The sequence below is a fragment of the Celeribacter sp. genome, assembly GCF_048259695.1.
GTDB lineage: Bacteria > Pseudomonadota > Alphaproteobacteria > Rhodobacterales > Rhodobacteraceae > Celeribacter.
The window spans coordinates 296,625-322,029 of sequence record NZ_JBLXHL010000005.1 but is presented as its reverse complement, the minus strand read 5'-3'; the positions used below and the strand labels follow the sequence as shown (position 1 = coordinate 322,029).

Annotated in this window: 29 protein-coding genes; 21 read left to right on the top strand and 8 right to left on the bottom strand. The window is 58.1% G+C overall.

Annotated features, from left to right (window positions below; all coding sequences use genetic code 11):
* Positions 1-122 precede the first annotated feature (122 nt).
* The 21 genes from ACN0Q0_RS11850 (at position 123) to ACN0Q0_RS11750 (ending at position 18,000) form a co-directional block, all read left to right on the top strand.
* On the top strand, positions 123-899 hold the full coding sequence (locus ACN0Q0_RS11850; RefSeq protein ID WP_417243604.1) for an MBL fold metallo-hydrolase: 777 nt from the start codon (positions 123-125) through the stop codon (positions 897-899).
* 130 nt (positions 900-1,029) lie between these two features.
* Positions 1,030-1,884 carry a DMT family transporter gene (locus tag ACN0Q0_RS11845; protein WP_417243603.1) on the top strand — a complete coding sequence of 285 codons (855 nt, stop codon included), beginning with the start codon at positions 1,030-1,032 and terminating at the stop codon, positions 1,882-1,884.
* 115 nt (positions 1,885-1,999) lie between these two features.
* On the top strand, positions 2,000-2,281 hold the full coding sequence (locus tag ACN0Q0_RS11840; protein ID WP_417243602.1) for a hypothetical protein: 282 nt from the start codon (positions 2,000-2,002) through the stop codon (positions 2,279-2,281).
* A gap of 134 nt (positions 2,282-2,415) precedes the next feature.
* Entirely contained in the window at positions 2,416-2,895 is a 480-nt protein-coding gene (rplO, locus tag ACN0Q0_RS11835; protein WP_417243601.1) for a 50S ribosomal protein L15, read from the top strand.
* 106 nt (positions 2,896-3,001) lie between these two features.
* Entirely contained in the window at positions 3,002-4,360 is a 1,359-nt protein-coding gene (gene secY / locus ACN0Q0_RS11830; protein ID WP_417243600.1) for a preprotein translocase subunit SecY, read from the top strand.
* Complete coding sequence (locus tag ACN0Q0_RS11825; RefSeq protein WP_417243599.1) at positions 4,357-4,932, top strand: adenylate kinase; 576 nt, start codon at positions 4,357-4,359, stop codon at positions 4,930-4,932. Before secY ends, ACN0Q0_RS11825 begins: the two co-directional genes overlap by 4 nt.
* Positions 4,933-5,047: 115 nt before the next feature.
* Complete coding sequence (locus ACN0Q0_RS11820) at positions 5,048-5,380, top strand: DUF6693 family protein (protein ID WP_417243598.1); 333 nt, start codon at positions 5,048-5,050, stop codon at positions 5,378-5,380.
* 206 nt (positions 5,381-5,586) lie between these two features.
* Positions 5,587-5,955, top strand: a complete 369-nt coding sequence (rpsM, locus tag ACN0Q0_RS11815; protein WP_417243597.1) for a 30S ribosomal protein S13 — start codon at positions 5,587-5,589, stop codon at positions 5,953-5,955.
* A gap of 14 nt (positions 5,956-5,969) precedes the next feature.
* Positions 5,970-6,362 (top strand): 30S ribosomal protein S11, encoded by a 393-nt coding sequence (rpsK, locus tag ACN0Q0_RS11810; RefSeq protein ID WP_062220444.1) that lies wholly within the window; start codon positions 5,970-5,972, stop codon positions 6,360-6,362.
* A gap of 122 nt (positions 6,363-6,484) precedes the next feature.
* Positions 6,485-7,501 carry a DNA-directed RNA polymerase subunit alpha gene (locus tag ACN0Q0_RS11805; RefSeq protein WP_417243596.1) on the top strand — a complete coding sequence of 339 codons (1,017 nt, stop codon included), beginning with the start codon at positions 6,485-6,487 and terminating at the stop codon, positions 7,499-7,501.
* Between the two features lie 218 nt (positions 7,502-7,719).
* Positions 7,720-8,148 (top strand): 50S ribosomal protein L17, encoded by a 429-nt coding sequence (rplQ, locus tag ACN0Q0_RS11800; protein WP_417243595.1) that lies wholly within the window; start codon positions 7,720-7,722, stop codon positions 8,146-8,148.
* A 289-nt stretch (positions 8,149-8,437) separates the two neighbouring features.
* Positions 8,438-9,049: an autoinducer binding domain-containing protein gene (locus ACN0Q0_RS11795; RefSeq protein WP_417243594.1), complete on the top strand. Its 612-nt coding sequence runs from the start codon at positions 8,438-8,440 to the stop codon at positions 9,047-9,049.
* A gap of 63 nt (positions 9,050-9,112) precedes the next feature.
* Positions 9,113-10,426: a replication-associated recombination protein A gene (locus tag ACN0Q0_RS11790; RefSeq protein WP_417243593.1), complete on the top strand. Its 1,314-nt coding sequence runs from the start codon at positions 9,113-9,115 to the stop codon at positions 10,424-10,426.
* 47 nt (positions 10,427-10,473) lie between these two features.
* Entirely contained in the window at positions 10,474-10,848 is a 375-nt protein-coding gene (gene crcB / locus ACN0Q0_RS11785) for a fluoride efflux transporter CrcB (RefSeq protein WP_417243592.1), read from the top strand.
* The gene (locus tag ACN0Q0_RS11780; protein WP_417243591.1) at positions 10,845-11,888 is read left to right on the top strand and encodes an RluA family pseudouridine synthase; all 1,044 of its coding nucleotides are present in this window, start codon (positions 10,845-10,847) and stop codon (positions 11,886-11,888) included. The genes crcB and ACN0Q0_RS11780 overlap by 4 nt, the downstream gene beginning before the upstream one ends.
* Positions 11,888-12,556, top strand: coding sequence for an HAD-IA family hydrolase (locus ACN0Q0_RS11775; protein WP_417243590.1), 669 nt, complete (start codon positions 11,888-11,890; stop codon positions 12,554-12,556). Before ACN0Q0_RS11780 ends, ACN0Q0_RS11775 begins: the two co-directional genes overlap by 1 nt.
* A 5-nt stretch (positions 12,557-12,561) precedes the next feature.
* Entirely contained in the window at positions 12,562-13,272 is a 711-nt protein-coding gene (locus tag ACN0Q0_RS11770; protein ID WP_417243589.1) for an ATP12 family chaperone protein, read from the top strand.
* A gap of 211 nt (positions 13,273-13,483) precedes the next feature.
* Positions 13,484-14,515, top strand: a complete 1,032-nt coding sequence (locus ACN0Q0_RS11765; RefSeq protein ID WP_417243588.1) for an amino acid ABC transporter substrate-binding protein — start codon at positions 13,484-13,486, stop codon at positions 14,513-14,515.
* Between the two features lie 143 nt (positions 14,516-14,658).
* Positions 14,659-15,879, top strand: a complete 1,221-nt coding sequence (locus ACN0Q0_RS11760; protein WP_417243587.1) for an amino acid ABC transporter permease — start codon at positions 14,659-14,661, stop codon at positions 15,877-15,879.
* Position 15,880: 1 nt separating this feature from the next.
* Positions 15,881-17,194, top strand: a complete 1,314-nt coding sequence (locus ACN0Q0_RS11755) for an amino acid ABC transporter permease (protein WP_417243586.1) — start codon at positions 15,881-15,883, stop codon at positions 17,192-17,194.
* A 17-nt stretch (positions 17,195-17,211) separates the two neighbouring features.
* Positions 17,212-18,000 carry an amino acid ABC transporter ATP-binding protein gene (locus ACN0Q0_RS11750; protein ID WP_417243585.1) on the top strand — a complete coding sequence of 263 codons (789 nt, stop codon included), beginning with the start codon at positions 17,212-17,214 and terminating at the stop codon, positions 17,998-18,000.
* A gap of 81 nt (positions 18,001-18,081) precedes the next feature.
* Here ACN0Q0_RS11750 and ACN0Q0_RS11745 read toward each other — a convergent pair whose 3' ends face one another.
* The 8 genes from ACN0Q0_RS11745 to rnpA form a co-directional block, all read right to left on the bottom strand.
* Positions 18,082-18,588, bottom strand: a complete 507-nt coding sequence (locus ACN0Q0_RS11745) for a SixA phosphatase family protein (protein ID WP_417243584.1) — start codon at positions 18,586-18,588, stop codon at positions 18,082-18,084.
* A gap of 3 nt (positions 18,589-18,591) precedes the next feature.
* Positions 18,592-19,479: an acetylglutamate kinase gene (argB, locus tag ACN0Q0_RS11740; protein ID WP_417243583.1), complete on the bottom strand. Its 888-nt coding sequence runs from the start codon at positions 19,477-19,479 to the stop codon at positions 18,592-18,594.
* Positions 19,480-19,588: 109 nt separating this feature from the next.
* Complete coding sequence (gene yihA, locus ACN0Q0_RS11735; protein WP_417243582.1) at positions 19,589-20,236, bottom strand: ribosome biogenesis GTP-binding protein YihA/YsxC; 648 nt, start codon at positions 20,234-20,236, stop codon at positions 19,589-19,591.
* A 16-nt stretch (positions 20,237-20,252) separates the two neighbouring features.
* Positions 20,253-22,082, bottom strand: coding sequence for a membrane protein insertase YidC (gene yidC / locus ACN0Q0_RS11730; RefSeq protein WP_417243581.1), 1,830 nt, complete (start codon positions 22,080-22,082; stop codon positions 20,253-20,255).
* A 141-nt stretch (positions 22,083-22,223) separates the two neighbouring features.
* Positions 22,224-23,759, bottom strand: a complete 1,536-nt coding sequence (locus tag ACN0Q0_RS11725) for an EAL domain-containing protein (protein WP_417243580.1) — start codon at positions 23,757-23,759, stop codon at positions 22,224-22,226.
* 79 nt (positions 23,760-23,838) lie between these two features.
* The gene (gene ttcA / locus ACN0Q0_RS11720) at positions 23,839-24,702 is read right to left on the bottom strand and encodes a tRNA 2-thiocytidine(32) synthetase TtcA (protein ID WP_417243579.1); all 864 of its coding nucleotides are present in this window, start codon (positions 24,700-24,702) and stop codon (positions 23,839-23,841) included.
* Positions 24,695-24,949 carry a membrane protein insertion efficiency factor YidD gene (gene yidD, locus ACN0Q0_RS11715; protein ID WP_417243578.1) on the bottom strand — a complete coding sequence of 85 codons (255 nt, stop codon included), beginning with the start codon at positions 24,947-24,949 and terminating at the stop codon, positions 24,695-24,697. The genes ttcA and yidD overlap by 8 nt, the downstream gene beginning before the upstream one ends.
* A complete protein-coding gene (gene rnpA / locus ACN0Q0_RS11710; RefSeq protein ID WP_417243577.1) occupies positions 24,946-25,401 on the bottom strand; it encodes a ribonuclease P protein component in 456 nt (151 codons plus the stop codon). The genes yidD and rnpA overlap by 4 nt, the downstream gene beginning before the upstream one ends.
* Between the last annotated feature and the right edge of the window lie 4 nt (positions 25,402-25,405).

The window sequence follows — 25,405 nt, the reverse complement described above, 5'->3', positions numbered from 1 at the left end:
ACGCCTCGCCCTCACCGGCGGGGCGTTTTGCATCTGACCCACGCCGCTCTCACCCGAACTTGATTTGCTCCCGCGTCCCCGCGCCCTATATTTTGCGGATAACACAACAGGGAGACACTCTCATGACGCACACACGCCGCTCGTTTCTTACCCACGCTGCCGCAGGCGGGATCATCACCGTGCTGCCGTTTGCCGCCCGCGCCGAACACCACATGGCCGACAGCTTTGCGGACGGGGCCGTGACGATCCACCCCGTCCACCATGCCTCCTTTGTGATGCAAACCCCCGCAGGGGTGATCTACGTCGATCCCGTGGGCGACGCGGCGGACTATGCCGACCTGCCCGCCGCCGATCTCATCCTTGTCACCCACGAACACGGCGACCACTACAATGCCGACACCCTCGCCGCCCTCAAAGGCACCGCGCCGCTGATCGTTAACCCCGCCGTGCGCGATATGCTGCCCGAGAGCCTCAAAGACGGCGCGATGGCGATGGCCAATGGCGACAGTCACACATGGGGCGGTGTCACCATCGACGCAATCCCCGCGCATAACACCACCGAAGACCGGATGAATTTCCACCCCACGGGGCGCGACAACGGCTATGTCCTGTCCATCGACGGGTTCCGGACCTATATTTCGGGCGATACCGAACCCACGCCCGAGATGCTCGCCCTGACCGATATCGACCTGTGTTTCCTGTGCATGAACCTGCCGTTCACAATGACGGCGGAACAGGCGGCGGAGGCGGTGGCGACCTTTAAACCCGCCTACGTCTACCCGTATCACTACCGTGGCCGCGACGATGGCACTCAGGACCCCGCGCATTTTGCCGAACTGGTCGGCGGGGCCTCCGAAGTCAGATTTGCCCCGTGGTATAAAGACGGCGAACTCGGATAGGGCGCAGCCCCATACCGATTGACATCCCCGCCCGCTCGCGCCCTATGAGCGGGCGGTTTCCATTGCGCACACCCCCTAAGGTGGCCGCCTGACACCCACGACTGAACGGTCTGCCACCGGAGCCCGCCCGATGAACCTCTTTCTCCTGACGGCCCTCGCCATGGTGGCTTTTGCCGCCAATTCGATCCTCAACCGTGTCGGATTGTCGGGCGGGGATATCGGTCCCGCAGGGTTTGCCCTGATCCGCCTCGCCTCAGGGGCGGTTGTCCTGTTGGCCCTCCTGCGGGCGCAAGGCCGCAACCGCCGTCCCCCACGCCCCACGCCCAACATCGCCACCGTTGCGGCACTGACCGCCTATATCGTCGGGTTTTCGTTCGCCTATGTATCGCTTGACGCCGGTGTGGGCGCGTTGCTGCTGTTCGGCGGCGTGCAACTCACCATGTTCCTCGGGGCCTTCTGGTCGGGACAAACCATCGCCGCGCGGCGATGGCTCGGCATGGCGATCTCGCTTGGCGGGCTGTGCGTCCTCGTCTGGCCGACAGGCGTCGTGCAGATGCCCCTTGGGGCCGTCGCGCTGATGCTCGGCGCGGCACTGGGATGGGGGATCTATTCCCTGATCGGCACCCGCGTGTCCGACCCGCTTGCCGCCACCGCATGGAATTTCGCCTACGCGCTGCCGCTCGCGGCGATCCTGTGCCTGCCGTTTGTGGGCGGCGAGCCGCTTGCCATGCAGGGGGTGATCACGGCCAGTGTCTCGGGCGCGCTGACGTCCGGTTTGGGCTATGCGCTCTGGTATCGCTTGTTGCCGCAACTTGGCGCAACCACGGCGGCACTGGCGCAACTCTCGGTCCCGGTGATCGCACTCGGCGCGGGCATAGCCCTGCTCGGAGAGCCCCTCACCCCCCGAGCCGTGATCGCCTGCGCACTGGTCTGCGGCGGAATAGCCTTTGCCCTGAGGGCCTCCTCGGCCTCAAAGCGTGACTAGGCGCGACTCGGGATGAGTGCGTCTATCAGGTCAATCTACAAACCATTAATTTTCTGGACAGATTACGCCGCCCATATAACATTGCGGAATGACTTAAGTTGAAGTGGAGCATGGTATGGTCAAGAGTAAAGACAAAAAATCAATGTTTGTAGGACAAAATATCTTTGATGTTGTGGAGGGGAAGTATGGGAGCGGTTGGGCCGCACTGAACGTAGAATTGAAGAGTTGGCATAGACATGAGTCAACTGGCGACTCGATTTTGCTAACTCACGAAGTAGAAAACTATGCTGAGTTTGAACACTATATAGAAGAACTCAAATTTCATTTGGATGAACTGAAACCAAAAGCAAAACGACATTTTTTGAAAATGAAAAAGGAGAGTTCTGCTTCCGATTGACGCCCCCACTTGCCAAGCAATCCCCCGCCGTTTATACGCCCCCAGTCGGGCATCAGTCCGTTAAGAATCAACATTTGTAAGCCGTGTTTGCCCACTCCGTCGCTGGAGGGCAGTTCCGGCAAAGGAGAAGCGACATGAAGCTACATGAATTGCGTGACAACGCAGGCGCCACAAAATCCCGCAAACGCGTTGGTCGTGGTCCAGGTTCCGGCACCGGTAAAATGGGTGGCCGTGGTATCAAAGGTCAGAAATCCCGTTCGGGTGTAGCGATCAAAGGCTACGAAGGCGGCCAGATGCCCCTCTACCAACGCCTTCCAAAGCGCGGCTTTAACAAACCGAACCGCAAAAAATTCGCTGTTGTGAACCTCGGTCTCATCGAGAAATTCGTGACCGAAGGCAAACTCGACGCCAAAGTCGAGATCAACGAAGATGCACTCGTCGCGTCCGGCCTCGTGCGCCGCAAGCTTGACGGCATCCGCGTTCTCGCCAAAGGCGACGTCAAATCCAAGCTGACGCTCAACGTCACTGGCGCCTCCGCATCCGCGATCGAGGCTGTTGAAAAGGCGGGCGGCACGCTCACCGTAGCAGTCAAGGCCGAAGCGGCAGCCGAATAAGGGTTGTGGTGAGGGGCCTCGCCCCTTACATCAGCTTGTAAGTTTTCCAAGCGCCGCCTGTCGGGAAACCGATGAGGCGGCGCTGTTCGTGAATAGAGAGACCTAAATGGCATCCGCAGCAGAACAGATGGCGTCGAACCTCAACTGGGGCACCCTTGGGAAGGCCAAAGAGCTTCGTCAGCGTATAGTATTCACCCTCGGTCTGTTGATCGTCTATCGTCTTGGCACATATATCCCCGTGCCGGGCATCGACGGCAACGCGCTCCGTGATTTTATGGAGCAAGCCTCCGCAGGTATCGGCGGTATCCTGTCGATGTTTACGGGCGGTGCATTGGGCCGGATGGGCATCTTTGCGCTCGGGATCATGCCGTATATCTCCGCATCGATCATCGTACAGCTTTTGACGGCGATGGTTCCCTCCCTTGAGCAGCTCAAGAAAGAGGGCGACGCGGGTCGCAAAAAGATCAACCAGTACACCCGCTACGGCACCGTGCTTCTGGCGCTGTTTCAGGCCTACGGTTTGGCCGCGTCGCTTGAGGCCGGTGATCTGGCGCATGAGGCGGGGTGGTATTTCCGTGCGGGTGTGATCATCACCCTCGTTGGCGGCACCATGTTCCTGATGTGGCTCGGTGAGCAAATCACCCAACGCGGTATCGGCAACGGGATCTCTTTGATCATCTTCGTCGGGATCGTCGCCGAAATCCCCAGTGCCTTGGCGCAATTCTTTGCCTCGGGCCGTTCGGGAGCGATTTCGCCGTTCGTGATCTTGTTCGTGATCGTTATGGTCGTGGCCGTGATCGCCTTTGTGGTGTTCATGGAGCGCTCGTTGCGCAAGGTCCACATCCAGTACCCGCGCCGTCAGCAGGGCATGAAGGTCTATGACGCGCAATCGAGCCACCTGCCGATCAAGGTGAACCCCGCAGGTGTGATTCCCGCGATTTTCGCCTCCTCTCTTTTGCTGTTGCCGACCACCATCGCGACCTTCTCGGGTCAGGGCGATCTTGGTCCCGTCATGTCGACACTTCTGGCCTACTTCGGTCCGGGGCAGCCGCTCTACTTCTTGTTTTTCACGGCGATGATCGTCTTCTTCGCCTATTTCTACACTGCCAACGTGTCGTTCAAAACCGACGACATCGCGCAGAACCTGAAAAACCAAAACGGCTTCATTCCGGGCATCCGTCCGGGGAAGAAAACCGAAGAGCACCTCGACTATATCGTCGCGCGTGTCCTCGTCCTCGGGTCCGCCTACCTCGCAGCCGTCTGTTTGCTGCCTGAAATTCTGCGGTCCCAGTTCGCGATCCCCTTCTACTTCGGGGGGACGTCGGTTCTGATCGTTGTTTCCGTTACGATGGATACGATTCAGCAAATCCAGTCTCATCTGCTGGCCCACCAGTATGAGGGGCTGATCGAAAAGTCGCAGCTGCGCGGGAGGAAGCGCAGCAAGAAAGGGACCGCAAGACGATGAATATTATTCTGCTTGGACCGCCTGGCGCGGGAAAAGGGACGCAAGCACAACGCCTCGTGGAGGAGCGCGGCATGGTGCAGCTGTCAACGGGTGACATGCTTCGGGAGGCCCGCACGTCGGGCACCGATATGGGCAATAAAGTCGCCGCAATTATGGACGCAGGGCAACTGGTTACGGATGAAATCGTAATCGGCCTGATCGAAGAGAAAATCCAACAGGGCAATGCCGCGGGTTTCATCTTTGACGGCTTTCCCCGCACCCTGGGCCAAGCAGACGCGCTCAACGAGCTTTTGTCGCGCAACGGCGCCCAACTCGAAGCGGTGATCCAGTTGGAAGTGGACGACAGCGCGTTGGTCCACCGGATCGTCAACCGCGCGAAAGAGGCGGTTGCCGCAGGTGGCAAGGCCCGCGCAGACGACAATGAGGACAGCCTCAAAACCCGTCTGATGGAATACTACAAAAAGACATCTCCCCTGATCGGCTACTACTACGCCCGCGGGGATCTGCGCACCGTTGACGGCCTGCAAGGCGTCGACGACGTTGCATCCGACATCGCCAAGGCGCTCGCGTAACCGCGACATCGACCCGAACTCTGAAACGAGGCGTCGCATCTGCGGCGCCTTTTTTCGTTGCTCCACGGCGCTTTGCCACCTAAAAACAGACATTAAAGTACGAGGAGTATGCAGGGTGCTTGGAAAACAATTCAAATGTGAATTTTCAGTCTCGGAAGCCATCGGCCAACTGGTCATCTGGATCCTGTTGACGATCGTAACCTTGGGTCTGGCGCTGTTCGTGATGCCCTACTACTTTTTGAAAGCGCCCCTGAACCGCACCTATGTTCTGGATTCCGATGGCGAGAAAATCGGGCGGGTGAGTGTCGAGGTTACCTTTGGTGACGTCTTGGGCCACGCGCTCGTCTGGTTGCTTTTGTCCATTGTAACGCTCGGCTTGGCCTACTTCATCTACTGGCCCGCCGTGATCAAGCGCCTTTTGAACGCGGCGAAAATCACAACGCTGTAGGGGATGAGGCGGACATGCCCTTGACGGTCCGCCAAAACCTCCGTATGGCACATCATCCCTCCTGGGATTAAAGATTCGCAAACGGGTCGCTCCCGACGCGATGATCATAGAATTCAGCTGACGCCCGCAGGTCGAGATACCCGCGGGTTTGACGTTGTGAAAAAAGGTTCTGGACTTACGGAACCGCAACGAAAAGGAAATACCACGTGGCACGTATCGCCGGCGTAAACATCCCGACTGCAAAGCGGGTTCCAATCGCCCTCACCTATATCACCGGTATCGGCAGCACCTCTGCTGAAGCCATCTGCGAAGCCGTAGGCATCGATCTCACCCGTCGTGTGAACGAATTGTCCGACGCCGAAGTTCTTGCTGTCCGCGAGCACATCGACGCCAACTACACCGTAGAAGGTGACCTGCGTCGCGAAACGCAGATGAACATCAAACGCCTGATGGATCTCGGCTGCTACCGTGGCCTGCGTCACCGTCGCAACCTCCCCGTACGCGGTCAGCGTACACACACCAACGCTCGCACTCGCAAAGGCCCCGCAAAGGCCATTGCCGGTAAGAAGAAATAAGGGAGATCTGATCAATGGCACGCGATACTCGTCGTACGACCAAGAAAAAGGTCTCCAAGAACATCGCCTCCGGCGTTGCTCACGTGAATTCGACCTTCAACAACACCAAAATCCTGATCTCAGACGTGCAGGGCAACGCGATCGCTTGGTCGTCTGCTGGCACCATGGGCTTCAAAGGCTCGCGCAAATCCACCCCTTACGCCGCTCAGATGGCTGCGGAAGACGTGGGTAAAAAGGCGCAGGATCACGGCGTTAAAACCCTCGAAGTCGAAGTGCAGGGCGCAGGCTCTGGTCGTGAGTCCGCGCTTCGCGCACTCGCCGCTGCCGGCTTCAACATCACATCCATTCGTGACGTGACGCCAATGGCGCACAACGGCTGCCGCCCACCAAAGCGTCGCCGCGTGTAATCACAGCGAACTATTTATGGATCGCGCACCATTCTGTGCGCGGTCCGTTTTTGCGTTTTTAGATCCCTCGGGACGTTTCTCGCTTACGGACATGGACGAGAAACAAGCATGGAGGCTACTGCATGATCCACAAGAATTGGGCCGAGCTCATTAAACCCCAGCAGCTTGAAGTGAAGCCCGGCAACGAGCCGGCACGTCAAGCCACCATCATCGCTGAACCGCTCGAGCGCGGCTTCGGCCTGACGTTGGGCAACGCATTGCGCCGCGTTCTGATGTCGTCGCTGCAAGGTGCGGCGATCACCTCTGTTCAGATCGACAACGTTCTGCACGAATTTTCCTCCATCGCCGGCGTCCGCGAAGATGTCACCGATGTGATCCTCAACCTCAAAGGCGTGGCTCTGCGCATGGAAGTCGAAGGGCCAAAGCGTCTTTCCATCTCCGCAAAGGGTCCTCTCGTTGTCACCGCCGGTGACATCTCCGAAAGCGCCGGTATCGAGGTTCTCAACAAAGACCACGTGATTTGCCACCTCGACGATGGTGCCGATCTGTTCATGGAACTGACCGTCAACACCGGCAAGGGCTACGTCGCCGCCGATAAGAACAAACCAGAGGATGCGCCGATTGGCCTCATTCCTGTGGATGCGATCTATTCGCCTGTGAAAAAAGTGTCCTACGACGTGCAGCCGACCCGCGAAGGTCAGGTGCTCGACTATGACAAACTCACGCTGAAAATAGAAACCGACGGGTCCGTGACCCCCGAGGACGCCGTGGCTTTCGCTGCGCGCATTCTTCAGGATCAGCTCGGCATCTTCGTGAACTTCGACGAGCCCGAAGCGGCCGGTCGCCAGGAAGAAGACGACGGCCTCGAATTCAACCCGCTGCTGCTCAAGAAAGTGGACGAGTTGGAATTGTCTGTGCGTTCGGCAAACTGCCTCAAGAACGACAACATCGTCTACATCGGCGATCTCATTCAGAAGACCGAAGCAGAAATGCTGCGCACGCCGAACTTCGGCCGCAAGTCGCTCAACGAGATCAAAGAAGTGCTTTCGGGCATGGGTCTGCACCTCGGCATGGACGTCGAAGAGTGGCCACCTGAAAACATCGAAGATCTGGCCAAAAAGTTCGAAGACCAGTTCTAAAGAATTTTCGGCCTCGGGACGCTGTTTCGGGGCCGGATTCGACCGCAGACGTGCTTGAACGTCGGGTCACAAAGTCTTGCAAGAGGTGAAAGGGACTGCCTCGAAGTCTTGTAAGTTTTGAACAAGCGGGTCGCATTCATGTGTATGTGGCCCCAAGGAGAGCCGGTGACACGCATCGCCGGTCAGACAAAGCAAAACGACGATTTAGGAGATACCAAATGCGTCACGCAAAAGGCTACCGCCGCCTCAACCGTACCCACGAGCACCGCAAGGCGCTCTTTGCAAACATGTCCGGCTCGCTCATCGAGCACGAGCAGATCAAAACCACGTTGCCAAAAGCCAAAGAGCTCAAGCGCATCATGGACAAGCTGATCACCCTCGGCAAACGTGGCGATCTTCACGCCCGCCGTCAGGCTGCCGCAGTGCTCAAGCAGGACAAAGATGTTGCGAAACTCTTTGAAATTCTCGGCCCGCGCTACGCAGATCGCCCCGGTGGCTACACCCGCGTTCTCAAGGCCGGCTTCCGTTATGGTGACATGGCGCCTATGGCCATCATCGAACTGGTTGACCGCGATCCGGCTGCAAAAGGTGCCGCTGACAAAGCCCGCCTAGCTGCTGAAGAGGCCGCCTACGCCGAAGAAGATTAATCTCTTCGACCAGACCAAGATCGGAAAGCCTCGCCTCACCGGCGGGGCTTTTTACTATGTCGTAAGGGCATGGGGCCAAGTTATTTCTTGATTTTCAAAGCGACAGTCGCCACTCTGCACCGGCCGCGAATGCAGTGTGACGGTGGTTTTGGTGCCGCGTTTTTGAACATATGTCCGCGGTCCGGTGCCTGAATGGCCGCCCCCAAATCAATATCGCCACCCCTGTCCAAGGTCCGTGTTCGATGTGTAAAGATTTAGTGCCAGTCGTGTAAATAAGGTAGAATTGCATATGAGTAGCCCCGCAGAAATGACCCGCCTGCTCTCGAAGTTGGGTGGGCTTAGTCCCTCCGGATACTCGACTGCGCTTCACATCCGCTACGCGTCGCCGCTCTTTATGGACCTGTCCTATCCGTCCGACTGGATCGAACATTACACCATCAACGCCTTTGCTTTGCGCGACCCGATGATCGCATGGGGGCTGAGCTGTGAGGGGACAACGCGGTGGAGCGAGACGGGATTGCCTGACCCGTTCAACATCATGGGACAGGCGGCGGATTACGGTCTTAAATACGGTGTGTCGGTGTCGTGTGGCGAGGTGCGCTCCCGCTCGATCGTCGCCTCTGCGCGGGCCGATCGCGAATTTACGGACGCAGAGATGAAAGAAATTGCTAAAATTGCCCGCATTCTTCATCAGGTGTCCGAACCGCGTCAGCAATTGACCCCCGCGCAGGTACAGGCCCTGCGTTGCATCGCGTCCGGGGACCGCTATGCCGCCGCGGCCTCGAAACTTGGCATTTCCGAAAGCGCCCTAAAGGCGCGTTTGGTATCGGCACGCGAGCGCCTGATGGCCCGCACCACCTCCGAGGCAATCCAGAAAGCCAAAGATATCAGGCTGTTGTAATTCGCAACGTGATCGGTGCGGCGGACACTTCCCTGTCGCGGGGCAACCGCGTAGGATTGCGCCATGAGTGATCTTTTCGCCCCCCACACTGCCGCTGCGGCGCCTGACGCCACCACCCGTCCCTTGGCGGACCGTTTGCGACCCAAGGTGTTGGCCGATGTTATCGGGCAACAACAGGTGCTTGGCGCCGATGCGCCGCTCGGCGTGATGCTGTCCTCCGGTTCCTTGTCCTCCATCATCTTCTGGGGGCCGCCCGGGGTCGGGAAAACCACCATCGCCCGTCTTCTGGCGCATGAAACCGACCTCGCCTTTGTCCAGATTTCCGCGATATTTTCCGGTGTTCCGGAGCTGCGCAAAGTGTTTGAGGCCGCAAAGCTGCGGGCGACGAACGGGCAGGGGACATTGCTGTTTGTGGACGAGATCCACCGCTTTAACAAAGCGCAGCAAGATGCGTTTTTGCCCCATATGGAGGATGGGACAATTTTGCTCGTCGGGGCGACCACAGAGAACCCGTCGTTCGAATTGAACGCCGCTGTGCTATCGCGCTCGCAAGTTATGGTGCTCACGCGTTTGAGTGTCGACGATCTGGCCAGGCTTGGCGCCCGGGCCGAACACGAGTTGGGCCGCAAGATGCCGCTTGATGAGGGTGCGAAACGCGCCCTTTGGGAGATGGCGGACGGCGACGGGCGCACGCTTTTAAACCTGATCGAGCAAATTATGGCGTGGACGGTGACGGGCGACCTCGACGCCGGTGAACTTGCCAAGCGCCTGATGCGCCGCGCGGCGAAATACGACAAATCGGGGGACGAACATTACAACCTGATTTCCGCGCTGCACAAATCTGTGCGCGGTTCCGACCCCGACGCGGCGCTCTATTGGTTCGGGCGGATGTTGGAGGGCGGCGAGGACCCCCGTTACCTCGCCCGTCGCCTGTTGCGCATGTCGGTTGAGGATATCGCGCTTGCAGATCCGCAGGCGCAAACCATTTGCCTGACCGCATGGCAAACCTTTGAGCGGCTCGGCTCGCCCGAGGGCGAACTGGCTTTGGCGCAGGCCGTGATCTATCTCGCCCTCGCGCCCAAAACCAACGCGGGCTACGTGGCCTATAAGGCCGCGCGGGATGCCGCACGCAAAACCGGATCAGAACCGCCGCCCAAACATATCCTCAACGCGCCGACACAGATGATGAAAGACCAAGGATACGGTGCGGGATACGCCTATGACCACGATGCCGAGGACGGGTTTTCGGGTCAGAATTTCTTTCCCGAAACGCTCCCGCGCACCCAGTTCTATCACCCCGTCGAGCGCGGGTTCGAACGGGATCTGGCCAAGCGGGTGGCCTATTTCCAGAAACTGCGCGAACAGCGCGAGAGTTGACATCTAGCGCGTTGCGACCCAAGACGGGCGGGAAAGGATCCTGACCTATGACACCGCTTGTTCAAGTTGCCATCGGGGGCGCAATCGGCGCCTCGGCCCGTTATCTGACGGGGCTTGGTATGGCGCGTGTGTTGGGCAAGGGATTCCCGTGGGGAACCGTGACGGTGAACTTTGTCGGCTCTGTGTTGATGGGGGTGGTCATCGTGGTTCTTGCCCATGAAAACGGCAACAGGTTTGCCCCGCTCATCATGACGGGCGTTCTTGGCGGCTTTACGACTTATTCGGCGTTTTCGCTTGATGCGATAACGATATTCGAGCGCGGCGAGATCGGGTTGGCAGCGGCCTATGTGATCGGCACACTCGTCCTCGCCCTCGGGGGAATTGCCCTCGGCCTATACGCTGCACGGAGTTTTTACGCATGAGCCGTGTCCAAACCATCATTATTGATGACGACCAACCAGAGCAGCGCCTTGACCGGTGGATGCGCAAGGTGTTCCCGCAGGTCAAACAAGGCCAGATTGAAAAGATGTGCCGCAAGGGCGATCTGCGTGTGGATGGCGCGAAAGCCAAATCCAACACACGGGTCGGACCGGGGACGGAAATTCGCATTCCGCCGCTGCCCGACACCAATGTGACCTACGCCAAAGAGACCACGCGCGTGTCCGACAAGGACGCGGCGATGATGCGTGACTGTGTACTGTACAAGGATGCGCACCTGATCGTCATCAACAAACCTGCGGGTCTTCCAACGCAAGGCGGGTCAAAACAGACGCGCCACGTCGACGGTTTGTCGGTCGCCCTTCAGGAGGACTTTGCGGAAAAACCGCGCCTCGTGCATCGTCTCGACAAAGATACCTCGGGTGTTCTGGTTCTGGCCCGCACGCCCGCGGTGGCGAGCAAATTGACCGAAGCCTTTCGCCACCGCAACACGCGCAAGATCTATTGGGCGCTCGTTGCGGGGGTTCCAACGCCCTACCTCGGCGAGATCAAATACGGTCTGGTCAAGGCCCGGGGTCGTGGCAAGGGCGGTGAGGGCGAAAAGATGATCGCCGTGCATCCGCGCGAAATTGACAGCACCGAAGGCGCCAAGCGCGCCCACACCCATTACGCCACGCTCTACCGTGTGGCCTCGCGGGCCTCGTGGGTCGCGATGGAGCCGATCACGGGCCGCACGCACCAGTTGCGCGCCCACATGGCCGAGATTGGCCACCCGATTGTCGGCGATGGCAAATACGGGGGCTCCGGTCAGGAAAACATGGGCGACGGATGGGGCGCACAACTGGGCGGTATCATTTCCAAAAAACTGCACCTGCACGCCCGTTCATTGACGTTCGAACATCCCGTGACGCGCAAACCGATCACGGTCACGGCGCCGCTGCCCGAGCATATGGCGCACTCGTGGGACACCTTCGGGTGGAGCGAAGATCTCGCCAGTCTTGATCCTTTCGAGGAGCTGCATTGATGAAGCTCGTTATCTTCGACGTTGATGGCACTTTGGTCGATAGCCAGGCGCATATCGTGTCGTCGATGACGGCGGCCTTTGCGGCTGTGAACCTGCCCTGTCCTGATCGCAATGCCATCCTGTCGATCGTTGGCCTGTCTCTGCCCTATGCTGTGGCGGATCTGGCGCCACAGGCCGATACGGACACCTGTGCGCGGATGGTCGCGGCCTACAAGGATGCGTTCAATGCCATCCGTTTGGACATGGGCGCGACAGGGTTCCCGCTCTACGCGGGGATCGAGACAGCGGTGCGAACCCTGGGGGCGCGTGAGGATGTGTGTTTGGCCATCGCGACCGGAAATAGCCGACGCGGGTTGAATGCGTTGATGGGTGACTGGGCGTTTTCGGATCTGTTTATCAGTACGCAAAGCGCCGATGAACATCCCTCGAAACCCAACCCGTCGATGGTTGCGGCTTGTCTCGCGGATGCGAATGTTGCGGCGGCGGATACGATTGTCGTGGGGGACACCACATACGACATGGAGATGGCCCGCGCCGCGAAATGCCACGGGCTTGGTGTGCTGTGGGGCTATCACGGGCGCTATGCGCTTTTGAGTGCGGGGGCGGCACGTGTACTGGATGACGTTGCAGGGCTGTCTGCGGCACTTGATGAAATTTGGAAGGGTTAGGCACGATGTCGGATTGGGCGGCGAAACGGTTTTGGACAGACACAACGGTCGTTCCCGAGGGGGACGGATTTGCTGTGCATCTTGACGGACGCCCCGTGCGCACCCCCGCCAAGGCCCCGTTGATTGTCCCGACCCAAGCTTTTGCCGACCTCATCGCGGCCGAATGGGACGGGCAAGACGGCAAAATCGACCCGGAGACAATGCCCGCAACCCGCAGTGCCAATGTCGCCATCGACCGTATCGGATCGGTCCATGCGGAGGTGGTCACGATGATTGCCGACTATGGCGACAGCGATCTGTTGTGCTACCGCGCCGTTTTCCCCGAAGCTCTCATCGAGCGTCAGGATGCGGTCTGGAACCCGCTTCTGGTTTGGGCCGAAACCGAATTCGGGGCACGTCTGGAAACCCGTGCGGGGGTGATGCACGTTCCACAATCGCCCGCCGCACTTGCGCGCCTGCACGCCGTTGTGGATGCGATGACCGCATTTGAGCTGGCCGCCTTTCATGATCTGGTCTCCTTGTCGGGGAGCCTTGTGATCGGGCTTGCCGCAACCCGCAATGCCCGGCCTGTCGAAGCGCTTTGGGACGCTTCGCGCCTCGACGAGACGTTTCAGATCGAACAATGGGGCGAAGACGAAGACGCCGCAGTCGAAGCCGCGATAAAACGCGAGAGTTTTTTGCGTGCCCATGAATTTTACCATGCGGTCCAAAATTAGGGCAATCCGTCTCAATATCGGGGTTTTTGCGGCTTAGTTTCAGGTAGACGTAGAGTAAACATGTGTTTTCCTTATAGCGCCCTTGACGATCTGGAATGAATCCTCTCAACTTAACGCATTGGAGGGGCGTTCGCCCAATTCGATGACGACACTGGCCGCACAGCGGTTGGAAAGAGCGCCGTTAAGGGCGCAATATCAGGAAGAGGTAAAAATGAAAAAATCCGTATTTTTTAGCGCACTGACGATTGCCGGTCTCGCGACTGGCGCGGCAATGGCTCAGGATGGTGGCTCCCCGACACTCGCCTCCGTCAAAGAGCATGGTGCGCTGAAGTGTGGCGTGAACACCGGCACACCCGGTTTCGCAGCCCCAGACGCGAATGGCGTTTGGAAAGGCTTTGACGTGGACTTTTGCCGCGCTGTTGCATCCGCAATCTTCGGCGATCCCGAAAAAGTTGAATACACACCGCTGAGCTCCGCTGTCCGCTTCACGGCGCTGTCGTCGGGTGAAATCGACGTTCTCGCGCGCAACACCACATGGACATTCACCCGCGATGTGGACCTGAAAAACACATTCGTCGGCGTAAACTACTACGACGGTCAGGGCTTCATGGTCCCCAAAGACCTCGGCGTGTCCTCCGCGAAAGAACTGTCCGGCGCAACCGTCTGCATCGAGACCGGTACAACAACCGAGCTCAACCTTGCTGACTACTTCCGCGTCAATGGCATGGAATACGAACCCGTACCCGTGGAAAGCTTCACCGAAGCCCAGACACAGTTCCTTGCCGGTGCATGTGACGTGTACACAACCGACGCCTCCGCGTTGGCCGCTGCGCGTTCCGCGTTCGAAAACCCCGAAGGCTACGTTGTCCTTCCGGAAATCATTTCCAAAGAGCCGCTCGGCCCGCTCGTTCGCCACGGCGACAGCGCATGGGGTGATCTGGTTCGTTGGACCCTCTATGCGATGGTTTCCGCCGAAGAGCTCGGCGTGACATCCGCAAACGCAGCCGAACTGGCACAGGGCACCGAAAACCCCGAGATCAACCGTCTCCTGGGGTCCGAAGGCGAACTGGGCGGGATGCTCGGTGTCGGAAACGATTGGGCTCTCAACGTGATTACCCAAGTCGGCAACTACGGCGAAAGCTTCGAGCGTAACATTGGCGAGAGCACACCAATCGGTCTCTCACGCGGCCTGAACGCCCAGTGGAAAGACGGCGGTCTCGTCTACTCCCCACCCTTCCGCTAAGTTTTTCTGAAAAGAGAAGGGCGCGGAACTTTCCGCGCCCTTCGATCATTTACCATCCCGCATAAGAACAAGACTCTTCACGGTCGCGGATACAAGCTGCACTGAATGAGGGGCTATCAGGGGAAAACAGGGGACCGTCTCACATGACGACTATGACTGATCCGCCGAAAGGCGAAGGCTTTCGCCTTAGTCAGCTGATTTACGACACGCGCTACCGTTCGATCACGATTCAGGTGATCGCGTTGCTCGTATTCATGATGTTTGCCGCATTTTTGATCCGCAATACGATCATCAATCTCGAAACGCTTGGCAAAGATATTGACTTTAGCTTCTTGGGCTATTCATCAAACTACGACATCAACCAACGTCTTATCCCGTATGTGTCGTCTGACACGCACCTGCGTGCGGCGGTTGTCGGGTTGCTCAACACGCTTCTTGTCGCGTTTATGGGCTGCATCCTCGCGACGGTCATCGGCGTTATTGCCGGCGTGCTGCGCCTGTCCAAAAACTGGCTGACCGCCAAAATCATGACCGTCTATGTCGAGACGTTCCGCAACATTCCGGTGCTGCTCTGGATTCTGGCCTTTATGGCGGTTCTGTCCGAAAGCCTGCCCGTCCCGCGGGCCTTTAAGGGGGCCGATGCAACAGCCTCTATGTGGCTTTGGGACAGTGTCGCCGTGACCAATCGTGGCACCTACATCCCGATGCCGGTCTGGGGCGCGAACTCGGCCTTTGTGGTTGTCACGTTCCTCTTGTCGCTTCTTGGCATGTGGATGTTCTCTAAATACGCTCTGCGCCGTTTTGAGGCCACGGGCAAAATCTTGCCGACATTCTGGATCAAGCTGGCGATCTTTGTCGTGCCATCTGTTGTGGTCTATTTCATTTTGGGCCGTCCGATCGGCCTGTCCTACCCCGAGTTCAAAGGGTTCAACTTTACCGGTGGTCTGCACCTGCGCAACTCGATGCTCGCACTCTGGCTCGCGTTGAGTTTCTACACGGGATCCTACATCGCCGAGATTGTCCGCTCTGGTATTCTCGCGGTCTCACAAGGCCAAACGGAAGCCGCCTATGCCTTGGGCCTGCGCCCGTCCCGGACCATGAACCTCGTGATCCTGCCACAAGCCCTGCGCGTGATTATCCCGCCGCTCATCTCGCAATACCTCAACCTGACCAAGAACTCGTCGCTCGCTCTCGCTGTGGGCTACATGGATCTGCGCTCGACCCTGGGCGGTACAACGCTCAACACCACAGGGCGTGAATTGGAAGCCATGTTGTTGATGATGTTGATGTACCTTGTTGTGTCGCTGTTCATCTCGTCGAGCATGAACCTCTACAACAAAGCTGTGAAGCTGAAGGAGCGGTAAGATGAGTGATACACATGCACAAACCGTCGCCTATGTTCGCGACACAATGCTTGACCAAAAACCCGCGCCACGTTCCCAGGTCGGAGCAATCCGGTGGGTGCGCGAGAACCTGTTTTCGGGGTGGTTCAATTCCATTCTCACCCTCGTGTCGATCTACGTTATCTTTAACATCGTTGCGGGATCGTTGCCGTGGATGGTGGGCGGTGTCTGGCACGCGGAAAGCCTGTCTGAATGCCGCGACATCCTGAATGCGAAATTCGGCAACACGCATTATGCCTGTTGGGCGGTTCTCACCGAGCGGTGGAATCAGTTGCTCTACGGATTCTACCCTGAAACGGAATACTGGCGCGCCAATCTGGCCTTCTTTTTGATGCTCGCCGCTATTGCTCCGATCTTGTTTGACGCCTTGCCGCGCAAACTTTTGTGGATCTCTCTGGCCTTCCCGTTCCTGATGGTCTGGCTCGTGTGGGGCGGATCCGTTTGGGGTCCCGTTGGTGCCGCCATCGGTTTCGCGATCGGCGCACTCGTGATGACGGCCCTCGCCAGATACGGTGACGTGCCTGCGATGTTCGGGGCGGTTTTGGCGGCGGTCGTGTGGTGGTTGTTCATCGGGCCATCCGTCATGGGCGGGGTCGAATCCCTGCTTCCGATCGGCCACCTGAAAGAGGTCGAGAGCCGCGAACTGGGTGGCTTTATGATTTGTGTGATCATCGGCATTGCGGGGATCGCCTTGTCGTTGCCCATCGGTGTCATTCTGGCGCTCGGGCGCCAGTCCGATCTGTTCATTGTCAAAATCATCTGCGTCGGCTTTATCGAGTTCATTCGTGGGGTGCCGTTGATTACACTGCTGTTCACGGCCTCGTTGATCCTCAACTACTTTTTGCCGCCGAACACCAATTTTGACCTGACCATCCGCGTGATCATCATGGTGACGATGTTCGCCTCTGCCTATATGGCCGAAGTGATCCGTGGCGGCCTCGCCGCCTTGCCCAAAGGACAGTATGAAGCGGCCGATGCGCTTGGCCTTGATTACTGGAAAGCACAGCGTCTGATCATCATGCCACAGGCGTTGAAAATCTCCATTCCCGGTATCGTGAACACCTTTATCGGGCTGTTCAAGGACACCACGCTCGTGATGTTTATCGGTATCTTTGACATGCTCGGCCTCTCGAATGCCATTCGTGCAAACTCCGCATGGAACGGGATTTATTGGGAGCTTTTCATCTTCATCGGTCTCGTTTTCTGGGCGAGTTGTTTCGCCATGTCGCAATATTCGCAGTGGTTGGAGCGCAAGCTTCGCACAGATCACCATTAAGAAAGGAGACCTAGAACATGTCTCTCGTACAAGAACGCACCATCGACCGCAGCCATATGCAGGTCTCCGACGAAGTCGCGATCCAGATTACCAATATGAACAAATGGTATGGTGATTTTCACGTCCTGCGCGACATCAACCTCACGGTTAATCAAGGTGAGCGGATCGTCATTGCGGGGCCGTCCGGCTCCGGCAAATCCACTATGATCCGCTGTATCAACCGCCTTGAAGAGCACCAGCAGGGTCAGATCATCGTCGATGGCACCGAGCTGTCCTCGGACCTCAAAAACATTGACAAAATCCGTTCGGAAGTGGGCATGTGTTTTCAACACTTCAACCTCTTTCCGCATCTGACCATTTTGGAAAACTGCACGCTTGCGCCCATGTGGGTCCGCAAAACACCTAAAAAGGAAGCCGAAGAACTGGCGATGCACTTCCTTGAAAAGGTGAAAATCCCCGAGCAGGCCGACAAATATCCCGGTATGCTTTCGGGCGGTCAACAGCAACGTGTGGCCATCGCCCGTTCGCTGTGCATGCAGCCACGTATCATGTTGTTTGATGAACCGACATCGGCGCTTGACCCCGAGATGATCAAAGAGGTGCTCGACACCATGATCGAGCTTGCGGAAGAGGGCATGACCATGTTGTGCGTGACACACGAGATGGGCTTTGCCCGTCAGGTCGCCAACCGCGTTATCTTTATGGACCAAGGGCAGATCGTGGAGCAAAACGAGCCCGAGGAATTCTTTAACAATCCGAAATCGGATCGTACAAAGTTGTTCCTCAGCCAGATCCTTGGTCACTAAACGACCGGAAATGGCGTATGGCCAGACAGACAAAAGGGCGCCCGATGTGGCGCCCTTTTTGCATGTTCCCGGCGTTTCTGCCTAGCGTTCCAGATCGCGCGGGGTGGTGAACTCGAGCACGCGGTTCTCGCCAAACCGGGCCTTCGCCCATGTTGCGACATCGACCTCGAACACGGTTGTGGCCGCGGTGGGATAGCGTACGAAATCGGGATGCGTGACGGGTTGTGCCGCAAAATGCGACACGAAATCACCGATGCCGGGATTATGGGCGATGAGCAAAACCGTGTTGCCCTTTGCCTGTGCAAGGGTGCGCAGAATCTGAAAATCGGGCGCATGGTAGAGCGCCTTTGTCGAGACCTGCATGGGGGAAATTCCCGCCGCATCCAACACGCACGCACAGGTCTGTGTGGTGCGCACAGAGGACGACAGCAGAACCGTGTCGGGGATGTACCCCGTATCGGCCAACCACCGCCCCATGGTCGCGGCATTGCGCAGGCCACGCTTGTTTAACGTGCGTTCGAAATCGGGCAGCAGGGGATCATCCCAACTTGATTTGGCGTGACGCATCACAATGAGGCGGAGGGTCATGGGTCAGCCCTGTGATTTCGCACTGGAGGGCGTGTCACGGATCAATGACCCCGCGCCGTGCTCGGTATACAACTCAAGCAGACAGGCATTGGGCGCACGCCCATCCAAAATAACCACCGCCCGTACGCCATCGCGCAGCGCATCGAGCGCGGTTTGGGTTTTCGGGATCATGCCGCCGGCGATGACCCCCTCTTCGGTCAAAGAGCGGATCTGGTCGGAATTGAGTGAGGTTAGCACCTCGCCATCGCTGCCTTTGACGCCTGACACATCTGTGAGCAACAAAAGTCGATCAGCGGTCAATGCGCCGGCAATGGCACCGGCCGCCGTGTCACCATTTACGTTGAATGTCTCGCCGTTTTTACCCGCACCAAGGGGGGCGATCACGGGGATGAGGCCCTCGTCGCCAAGCTCGCGGATGATGCGCGGGTCCATCTCGACGGGGGTGCCGACATAACCCAGATCAGCGTTGGTTTGCTCGCAAATCATCAGGTTCGCGTCTTTGCCCGAGATCCCGACCGCACGACCGCCTTGGCCGTTGATCGCCTGAACGATGCGCTTGTTCACGAGGCCGGACAGAACCATTTCGACGACTTCGACCGTGGCTTTGTCCGTGACGCGCTTGCCGCCGACAAAGGTGCTTTCAATGCCCAGTTTGTCGAGCATCTGGTTGATCATCGGGCCACCACCATGCACGATCACGGGCTTGACCCCGACCTGCTGCATCAAGACGATATCACGGGCAAAATCCTCCATCGCCTCGTCGGACCCCATGGCGTGCCCCCCGAGTTTGATCACCACGGTTGCGCCCTCATATCGCTGCAAAAACGGCAGGGCTTGGGAAAGGGTGCGGGCGGTTGCGATCCAGTCTCTGTTCATATCTTGCTTCTTCATATCCGTGGCATCCATAGAGGGCGTTGCCCCTCAATACCGCGAAGGGACCTGCCCCTGCAAGCAAACGTATGGATTGGACAAAAGAGCCGCCGGATCAGACCGCGTCGGGTTAAACCAGTGTGGCGATCACAGCGCGCAAAACGTCTACGCCCCATCCCTTTTCGGAGGATGTCACGATCATTTCGGGGTATGCGGCGGGGTGCTGTGCAATCTTGGAGCGGACCTGCGCCATGATTTTTTCGCGCTCGGCATCCTTGACCTTATCCGCTTTGGTCATCACCACCTGAAATGTGACGGCAGATTTATCAAGTCGCGCCATGATTTCCTCGTCCACCGACTTCACGCCATGGCGACTGTCGATGAGGACAAACGCGCGGCGCAATGTGGCGCGGCCCGACAGGTAGGCCTTGAGCAGGCGCTGCCATTTTTCGACCGTTTTGATCGGTGCTTTTGCGTAGCCGTAGCCGGGAAGATCGACGAGGTAGTGGCTTTCGGCGCAGGTGAAAAAGTTGATCTCCTGTGTGCGTCCGGGCGTGTTGGACGCGCGTGCAAGCGCCTTGCGGCCCGTGAGGGCATTGATCAGGGAGGATTTGCCCACGTTCGAGCGCCCCGCAAAGCACACTTCGATGCGATCGTCCGGCGGCATGCCGTCCATAGCGACGACGCCTTTGACAAAATCCGTCTCGCCCGCAAAGAGCAAACGGCCCTTTTCGAGGGCCGCCGCTTCGGGTTCTACAATGGGAAATGTGAGTTCCATGGGTGAGACGCGCCCGTTAGGACGCGTCCTCCTTTTTCTTTGAGCGCAAGGAGCCCATGATGTTGCCCAGAACCTCGGGTTTGTGGCCGTGGCTGCGCATGATCAGGTATTGCTGGATGAATGTGATGGTGTTGTTCGCGATCCAGTAAAGCACGAGGCCGGAGGCAAAGCTGCCGAGCATGAACATGAACACCCAAGGCATCCATGCCATGATCATTTTCTGGCTTGGATCGGTGGGCGCGGGGTTCAGCTTTTGCTGCAACCACATGGAAATCCCCAACAGAATTGGCAAGATGCCAAGGGACAGGATCGCAATGATCGAGCCGGGTTCGGGGGCTGCGAACGGAAGCAGGCCGAACAGGTTCAGGATCGACGAGGGGTCAGGTGCCGACAGGTCGCGAATCCACCCGAGCCACGGTGCGTGCCGCAGTTCGATGGTGACGAAAATCACCTTGTAGAGCGAAAAGAACACGGGGATCTGCAACAACAGCGGCAAACAACCCGAGGCGGGGTTCACCTTGTTCTTTTTGTACAGATCCATCATGCCGCGCTGCATTTTCTCGCGGTCGTCGCCGGCCTCTTCCTTGAGCTTTTCCATTTCAGGCTGCAGCTCTTTCATCCGCGCCATCGAGACGTAGGATTTATAGGCGAGCGGGAACATGATGCCCTTGATGATCAGCGTCAGAACGATGATCGACCAGCCCATGTTGCCGATGATGCCGTTCAAGGCGTGCAGCAGGCGGAAAATGGGTTTGGTGAAGAAGAAGAACCACCCCCAGTCAATCGAATCAACAAAGTGATAGACGCCGGTGTCGTCCTGATAGTGTTTGATGGCTTCCCATTCCTTTGCGCCGGCAAAGAGATAGGTGGTGTTTTCGACCGTAGCGCCGGGCTCGACCGTCTGCGCGGGGAGGCGGCTCTCGACCTGATAGATTTCGGGGTTGGCCACGTATTTGACGACGGAGGTAAAGGGCTGACCGGGTTGTGGGACAAGTGTGGTCATCCAGTTTTTATCGGTAAAGCCGATCCAACCGTTTTCCTCGACCTGCGCAACGGAGGCTTGCGCCCCCTCGCGGGCCACCATGTCGTAGTCTGCAATATCTTTGTAATCGGCCTCTTCGAGGGTTTTGTCCGTCAGGCGAACGAGGCCTTCGTGGAGGACAAAGTAGCGAGACACTTCGGGTGTGCCGTGGCGCGCAACGATGCCGTAGGCGGCCATGCGTTTGGCGTCTGCACCGGTGTTCTCAACCGACTGGGTGATGGTGAACAGATAATCTTTGTCGATGGCGATGGTGCGACGAAACATCAATCCTTTGCCGTTGTTCCACGCCAATGTGACCGGGGCGCCAACGCCCAGTGTATCACCGCTTTCAACGGCCCATTCGGTATTGGCTCCGGGAACATCCGTCCCCGTCAGATCGCCACCGGGGGCCCAACCGTAAACGGCGTAATAGGGCGCATCCGAGCCTACGGGCGTGAGCAGGGTTACGATCTCTTCGCTATCAAGCTCGACTTTGTAATCCTTGAGCGACAGGTCATCGATGCGGCCACCAACCAAGGAGATCGAACCCACAACGCGGTCTGTCTCGATGTCGATGCGTGGCGCGTCGGGCGTCTGCTCGGCGGTCTGGGGCGTAACCGTTGCTCCACCGGCCACCCCGTCGGCCGACGGTGGGGCGAGGGCAACCGTGCCATCTGCCGCAGTTTGAGTGTCGGCGCTGAGCTGCGCGACGGGTGCGTTCGGATCTGTGACTGGCTCGGGCGCAGGGAAAAAATAGGTCCACGTGAGCAACACGATCCCGCTGAGCACAACTGCAAGGATCAGATTCTTGTTTTGATCGTCCATTCCGGCCGCCTGATTATTGGAATTCCATCTGCGCAGGTTCAACCCGCCTAGAGCCCAAAGGTCAAGCAGTTTTGCCCGAAACTTGGGGGTTTTACTGGAAAGTGAACCCAATGGCGCGGGTTTGAGGGGCGTGGCTCCCGATCACCCGGCGCGGCGACCGATCCGTGGGGCGTCTTCGATTTTCTTGAGATGTTGCGCTACCCAGTCTTGAACGTGAGCCTCACGCAGCGGGCGCGACACCGAAAATCCCTGTACATAGCCACAGCCCAATTGCGCAAGCATGGCGTGCTCGCCCAAGGTTTCCACCCCTTCTGCCAAGGTTTCCAACTCCAGCCGTTCAGCCATAGTCAGAATAGCGGCAAGCATGTCTTGTTGTTCGCGGTCGATGTCACAGCGGGTGATGTAGGAGCGGTCGATTTTGATCCGGTCCACGGAAAACCGGCGGATATTGGCGATTGAGGCATGCCCCGTGCCATAATCGTCAAGGTCGATGCGACATCCGATCGCCTTGAGGGCGCGAATGTTGCGCGGAATGATGTCGTCGTCCGTGGCCGCAATCACGTTTTCCAGAACTTCGATTTCGAGACGGTCGGGCGACAATTCAAACCGGTCCAATTCCCAACTCAATTTTTCGACCAGTTTCGGATTGGCCAGCTCTGTGGCGGTGAAATTGACCGAAACAGATTTGATGCGCATGCCATTTTTGTCCCAACTTTGCAGCGCCGAAAGCGCGTGAAACCGAATGACCTCGCCCAGCCGCTCCAGAAGGCCCAACTCTTCGAGCATCGGGAGAAATTTTGCCGGTGCGATGACGCCGTTTTCGGGGTGCTCCCAACGGGCGAGGGCCTCCATGCCGGTGACCTCGCCTGTGTCGGTTGACACCTGTGGTTGGAACCACGGAACGATGTGCCCGTTTTCAAGCGCCATGGCGACCTCATCGGGGTCAAAGCTATGCTCGAGAGGGCGGTGGATGCGATCTGCCGAATAGGCGCGAATCGAGCCCGGGCCATTGTGGCTTGCGTCCAGGAGTGCGGCTTCGGCGGCATCAAGGTAGGCCGCGCCCGATTGCGCCGGTGCGCGTGTCGGCGTGCAAAAACCGATGGAGGCCGAGGCGTAAATTTTTGCGGAATCAATGGAATAGGGTTCTGCGAGGGCGGCCTGAATTCGTGAGGACAATTGAATGAGGGTTTCAAGGTCGGCGCGGCGCACGGGGGCAAGTGCGATTGCAAACCGTGTGCCGTCGAGTTTGGCAACCACATCATGTTCGCGCATGGTGTCGCCGATGCGGCGGGCCGCGATCTGTTGCAGCTTGTCGGTGGTTTCGGCCCCGTATGATGCCGAAAGTGCGCCGATGTTTTCAATTTCGACCATCAGGCAGGCGGTCGTGCGCCCATTGGTGTCGCGCATGTCCAAAATGCGGTCCAGTGCCTCAAGCACCGCAGGGCGCAGCGGCAATCCCGTGAGCCCGTCCTTGTTCGCGGCGGCCCGTGATCCTGCGTTATCAGACGCAAGCGCGTAAACCGCGGCGGGGAACAAAACGGTTGTGACGATGAGAGCGGCCTCCCCCCCGAACCAAAAGGCAGCGAGGAAAATTGCGGGGAGAAAGGCAACGCTTTGTGGTCTGAGAAACAGACGTCTAAAGGTTGCAAGATCCGGAGTTGTTAGCCGTTGTCGCACGCATGCCACCTCACTTGTCGCGCCGCCCCCCGCGGACGATCATCTTGCATGAATTAAACGCAAAAATATGGCGACTAAGTTAACGCAGCAGAGGAATATCCGTAGATTTTTTGACTTTTTCCTCGAGAGCCAATTCCGTAAAATCAAACAGCTTTGGGTCCAACATATGTGATGGGCGCACGTTGGTGAGTGCCTTGAACATCACCTGTCTGCGGCCCGGCGCATTCTTTTCCCACCCGTCAAGAATTTGTTTGACCTGTTGGCGTTGTAGCCCGTCTTGGGATCCGCACAGGTCGCACGGGATGATGGGGTAATTCATCGCGGTTGCGAATTTTTCACAATCGGCTTCGGACACATGGGCGAGGGGGCGATAGAGAAAGAGGTCGCCCTCTTCGTTCACCAGTTTCGGTGGCATCGTCGCAACGCGTCCGCCATGAAACAGGTTCATGAAAAAGGTTTCGAGGATGTCATCGCGGTGATGGCCAAGCACGACCGCCGAACAGCCCTCTTCGCGGGCAATCCGGTACAGGTTGCCACGGCGCAGGCGCGAACACAGTGCGCAAAAGGTGCGTCCTGCGGGGATTTTATCCATCACGATAGAATAGGTGTCCTGATATTCGATGCGGTGCGGAACGCCCATTTTCTCAAGGAACGCGGGTAAAACCGTTGCGGGAAAGTTGGGCTGACCCTGATCGAGGTTACAGGCGATCAACTCCACAGGGAGCAAACCGCGCCACTTCAATTCGTACAAAACCGCCAGAAGCGTGTAGCTGTCCTTGCCCCCCGACAGGCACACGAGCCATTTCGCGCCGCGTTCAACCATGCCGTATTGTTCGATCGCCTCACGGGTATTGCGCACAATGCGTTTGCGCAGTTTTTTGAACTCGGTGGTGGAGGGCGCACCATAAAAGAGCGGGTGAATATCGTCGAGGTCATCAGGCATCGGGAGTGTCTTTCGGTGGTTTGTTGGGGTCGGGGACAGGGTCGTAGCCTGTGCCGCCCATCGGGTGACAGCGCCCGATCCGCTTGGCTGCCAATATCGTTCCCTTGATCGCGCCGTGCTTTTCAAGCGCTTCCATCGCATAGGCGCTGCACGTTGGTTGATAACGGCAATTGAACCCGACGATGGGGCTGAAAACCAAGCGGTAGGCCCGAACAGGCAGGGAGACGACAAAGGCGAAGGGGGTCATGGATGTGTGCTCTGGCTGTCGCCATGTACCTTGCGCATGGCATAGCGCATATCTTTGAGCAGGAGATCAAAGGGGCGCGCAGAGGTGTCCACGGCTTTGCCGATCAACACATAGTCCCATCCATCATGGCCCAGTTCGGGCAAAACGGCTCGCGCAACTTCACGCAAGCGCCGTTTGGCGTGATTGCGTTTGACTGCGTTGCCGACTTTTTTGGAACAGGTATAGCCGACGCGGATTCCCGTTGCGGGATCCCCGTCGTCGCGCTTGCGCGCCTGAAGCAAAAAGCTTCCCGTGCCTTGACGCCGTGCGCGGGCCGCACGCAAAAAATCTGCGCGTTTGGCCAGTGTTGTCAGAGGCGTACGGGCGGTATCGTCAGAGCATGACAAAACCGCCGATCGCTGACCTTCGGTTCCGGCGATTGCCATTCCCTCGGGTGCATCCGGCGGTGTCATATTC

Coding starts and splice junctions, on each gene's coding strand:
- ACN0Q0_RS11850 (WP_417243604.1), top strand. CDS start 123: ATGACGCACACACGCCGCTCGTTTCTTACCCACGCTGCCGCAGGCGGG.
- ACN0Q0_RS11845 (WP_417243603.1), top strand. CDS start 1,030: ATGAACCTCTTTCTCCTGACGGCCCTCGCCATGGTGGCTTTTGCCGCC.
- ACN0Q0_RS11840 (WP_417243602.1), top strand. CDS start 2,000: ATGGTCAAGAGTAAAGACAAAAAATCAATGTTTGTAGGACAAAATATC.
- rplO (WP_417243601.1), top strand. CDS start 2,416: ATGAAGCTACATGAATTGCGTGACAACGCAGGCGCCACAAAATCCCGC.
- secY (WP_417243600.1), top strand. CDS start 3,002: ATGGCATCCGCAGCAGAACAGATGGCGTCGAACCTCAACTGGGGCACC.
- ACN0Q0_RS11825 (WP_417243599.1), top strand. CDS start 4,357: ATGAATATTATTCTGCTTGGACCGCCTGGCGCGGGAAAAGGGACGCAA.
- rpsK (WP_062220444.1), top strand. CDS start 5,970: ATGGCACGCGATACTCGTCGTACGACCAAGAAAAAGGTCTCCAAGAAC.
- ACN0Q0_RS11805 (WP_417243596.1), top strand. CDS start 6,485: ATGATCCACAAGAATTGGGCCGAGCTCATTAAACCCCAGCAGCTTGAA.
- rplQ (WP_417243595.1), top strand. CDS start 7,720: ATGCGTCACGCAAAAGGCTACCGCCGCCTCAACCGTACCCACGAGCAC.
- ACN0Q0_RS11795 (WP_417243594.1), top strand. CDS start 8,438: ATGAGTAGCCCCGCAGAAATGACCCGCCTGCTCTCGAAGTTGGGTGGG.
- ACN0Q0_RS11790 (WP_417243593.1), top strand. CDS start 9,113: ATGAGTGATCTTTTCGCCCCCCACACTGCCGCTGCGGCGCCTGACGCC.
- crcB (WP_417243592.1), top strand. CDS start 10,474: ATGACACCGCTTGTTCAAGTTGCCATCGGGGGCGCAATCGGCGCCTCG.
- ACN0Q0_RS11780 (WP_417243591.1), top strand. CDS start 10,845: ATGAGCCGTGTCCAAACCATCATTATTGATGACGACCAACCAGAGCAG.
- ACN0Q0_RS11775 (WP_417243590.1), top strand. CDS start 11,888: ATGAAGCTCGTTATCTTCGACGTTGATGGCACTTTGGTCGATAGCCAG.
- ACN0Q0_RS11770 (WP_417243589.1), top strand. CDS start 12,562: ATGTCGGATTGGGCGGCGAAACGGTTTTGGACAGACACAACGGTCGTT.
- ACN0Q0_RS11765 (WP_417243588.1), top strand. CDS start 13,484: ATGAAAAAATCCGTATTTTTTAGCGCACTGACGATTGCCGGTCTCGCG.
- ACN0Q0_RS11760 (WP_417243587.1), top strand. CDS start 14,659: ATGACGACTATGACTGATCCGCCGAAAGGCGAAGGCTTTCGCCTTAGT.
- ACN0Q0_RS11755 (WP_417243586.1), top strand. CDS start 15,881: ATGAGTGATACACATGCACAAACCGTCGCCTATGTTCGCGACACAATG.
- ACN0Q0_RS11750 (WP_417243585.1), top strand. CDS start 17,212: ATGTCTCTCGTACAAGAACGCACCATCGACCGCAGCCATATGCAGGTC.
- ACN0Q0_RS11745 (WP_417243584.1), bottom strand. CDS start 18,588: ATGACCCTCCGCCTCATTGTGATGCGTCACGCCAAATCAAGTTGGGAT.
- argB (WP_417243583.1), bottom strand. CDS start 19,479: ATGAAGAAGCAAGATATGAACAGAGACTGGATCGCAACCGCCCGCACC.
- yihA (WP_417243582.1), bottom strand. CDS start 20,236: ATGGAACTCACATTTCCCATTGTAGAACCCGAAGCGGCGGCCCTCGAA.
- yidC (WP_417243581.1), bottom strand. CDS start 22,082: ATGGACGATCAAAACAAGAATCTGATCCTTGCAGTTGTGCTCAGCGGG.
- ttcA (WP_417243579.1), bottom strand. CDS start 24,702: ATGCCTGATGACCTCGACGATATTCACCCGCTCTTTTATGGTGCGCCC.
- yidD (WP_417243578.1), bottom strand. CDS start 24,949: ATGACCCCCTTCGCCTTTGTCGTCTCCCTGCCTGTTCGGGCCTACCGC.
- rnpA (WP_417243577.1), bottom strand. CDS start 25,401: ATGACACCGCCGGATGCACCCGAGGGAATGGCAATCGCCGGAACCGAA.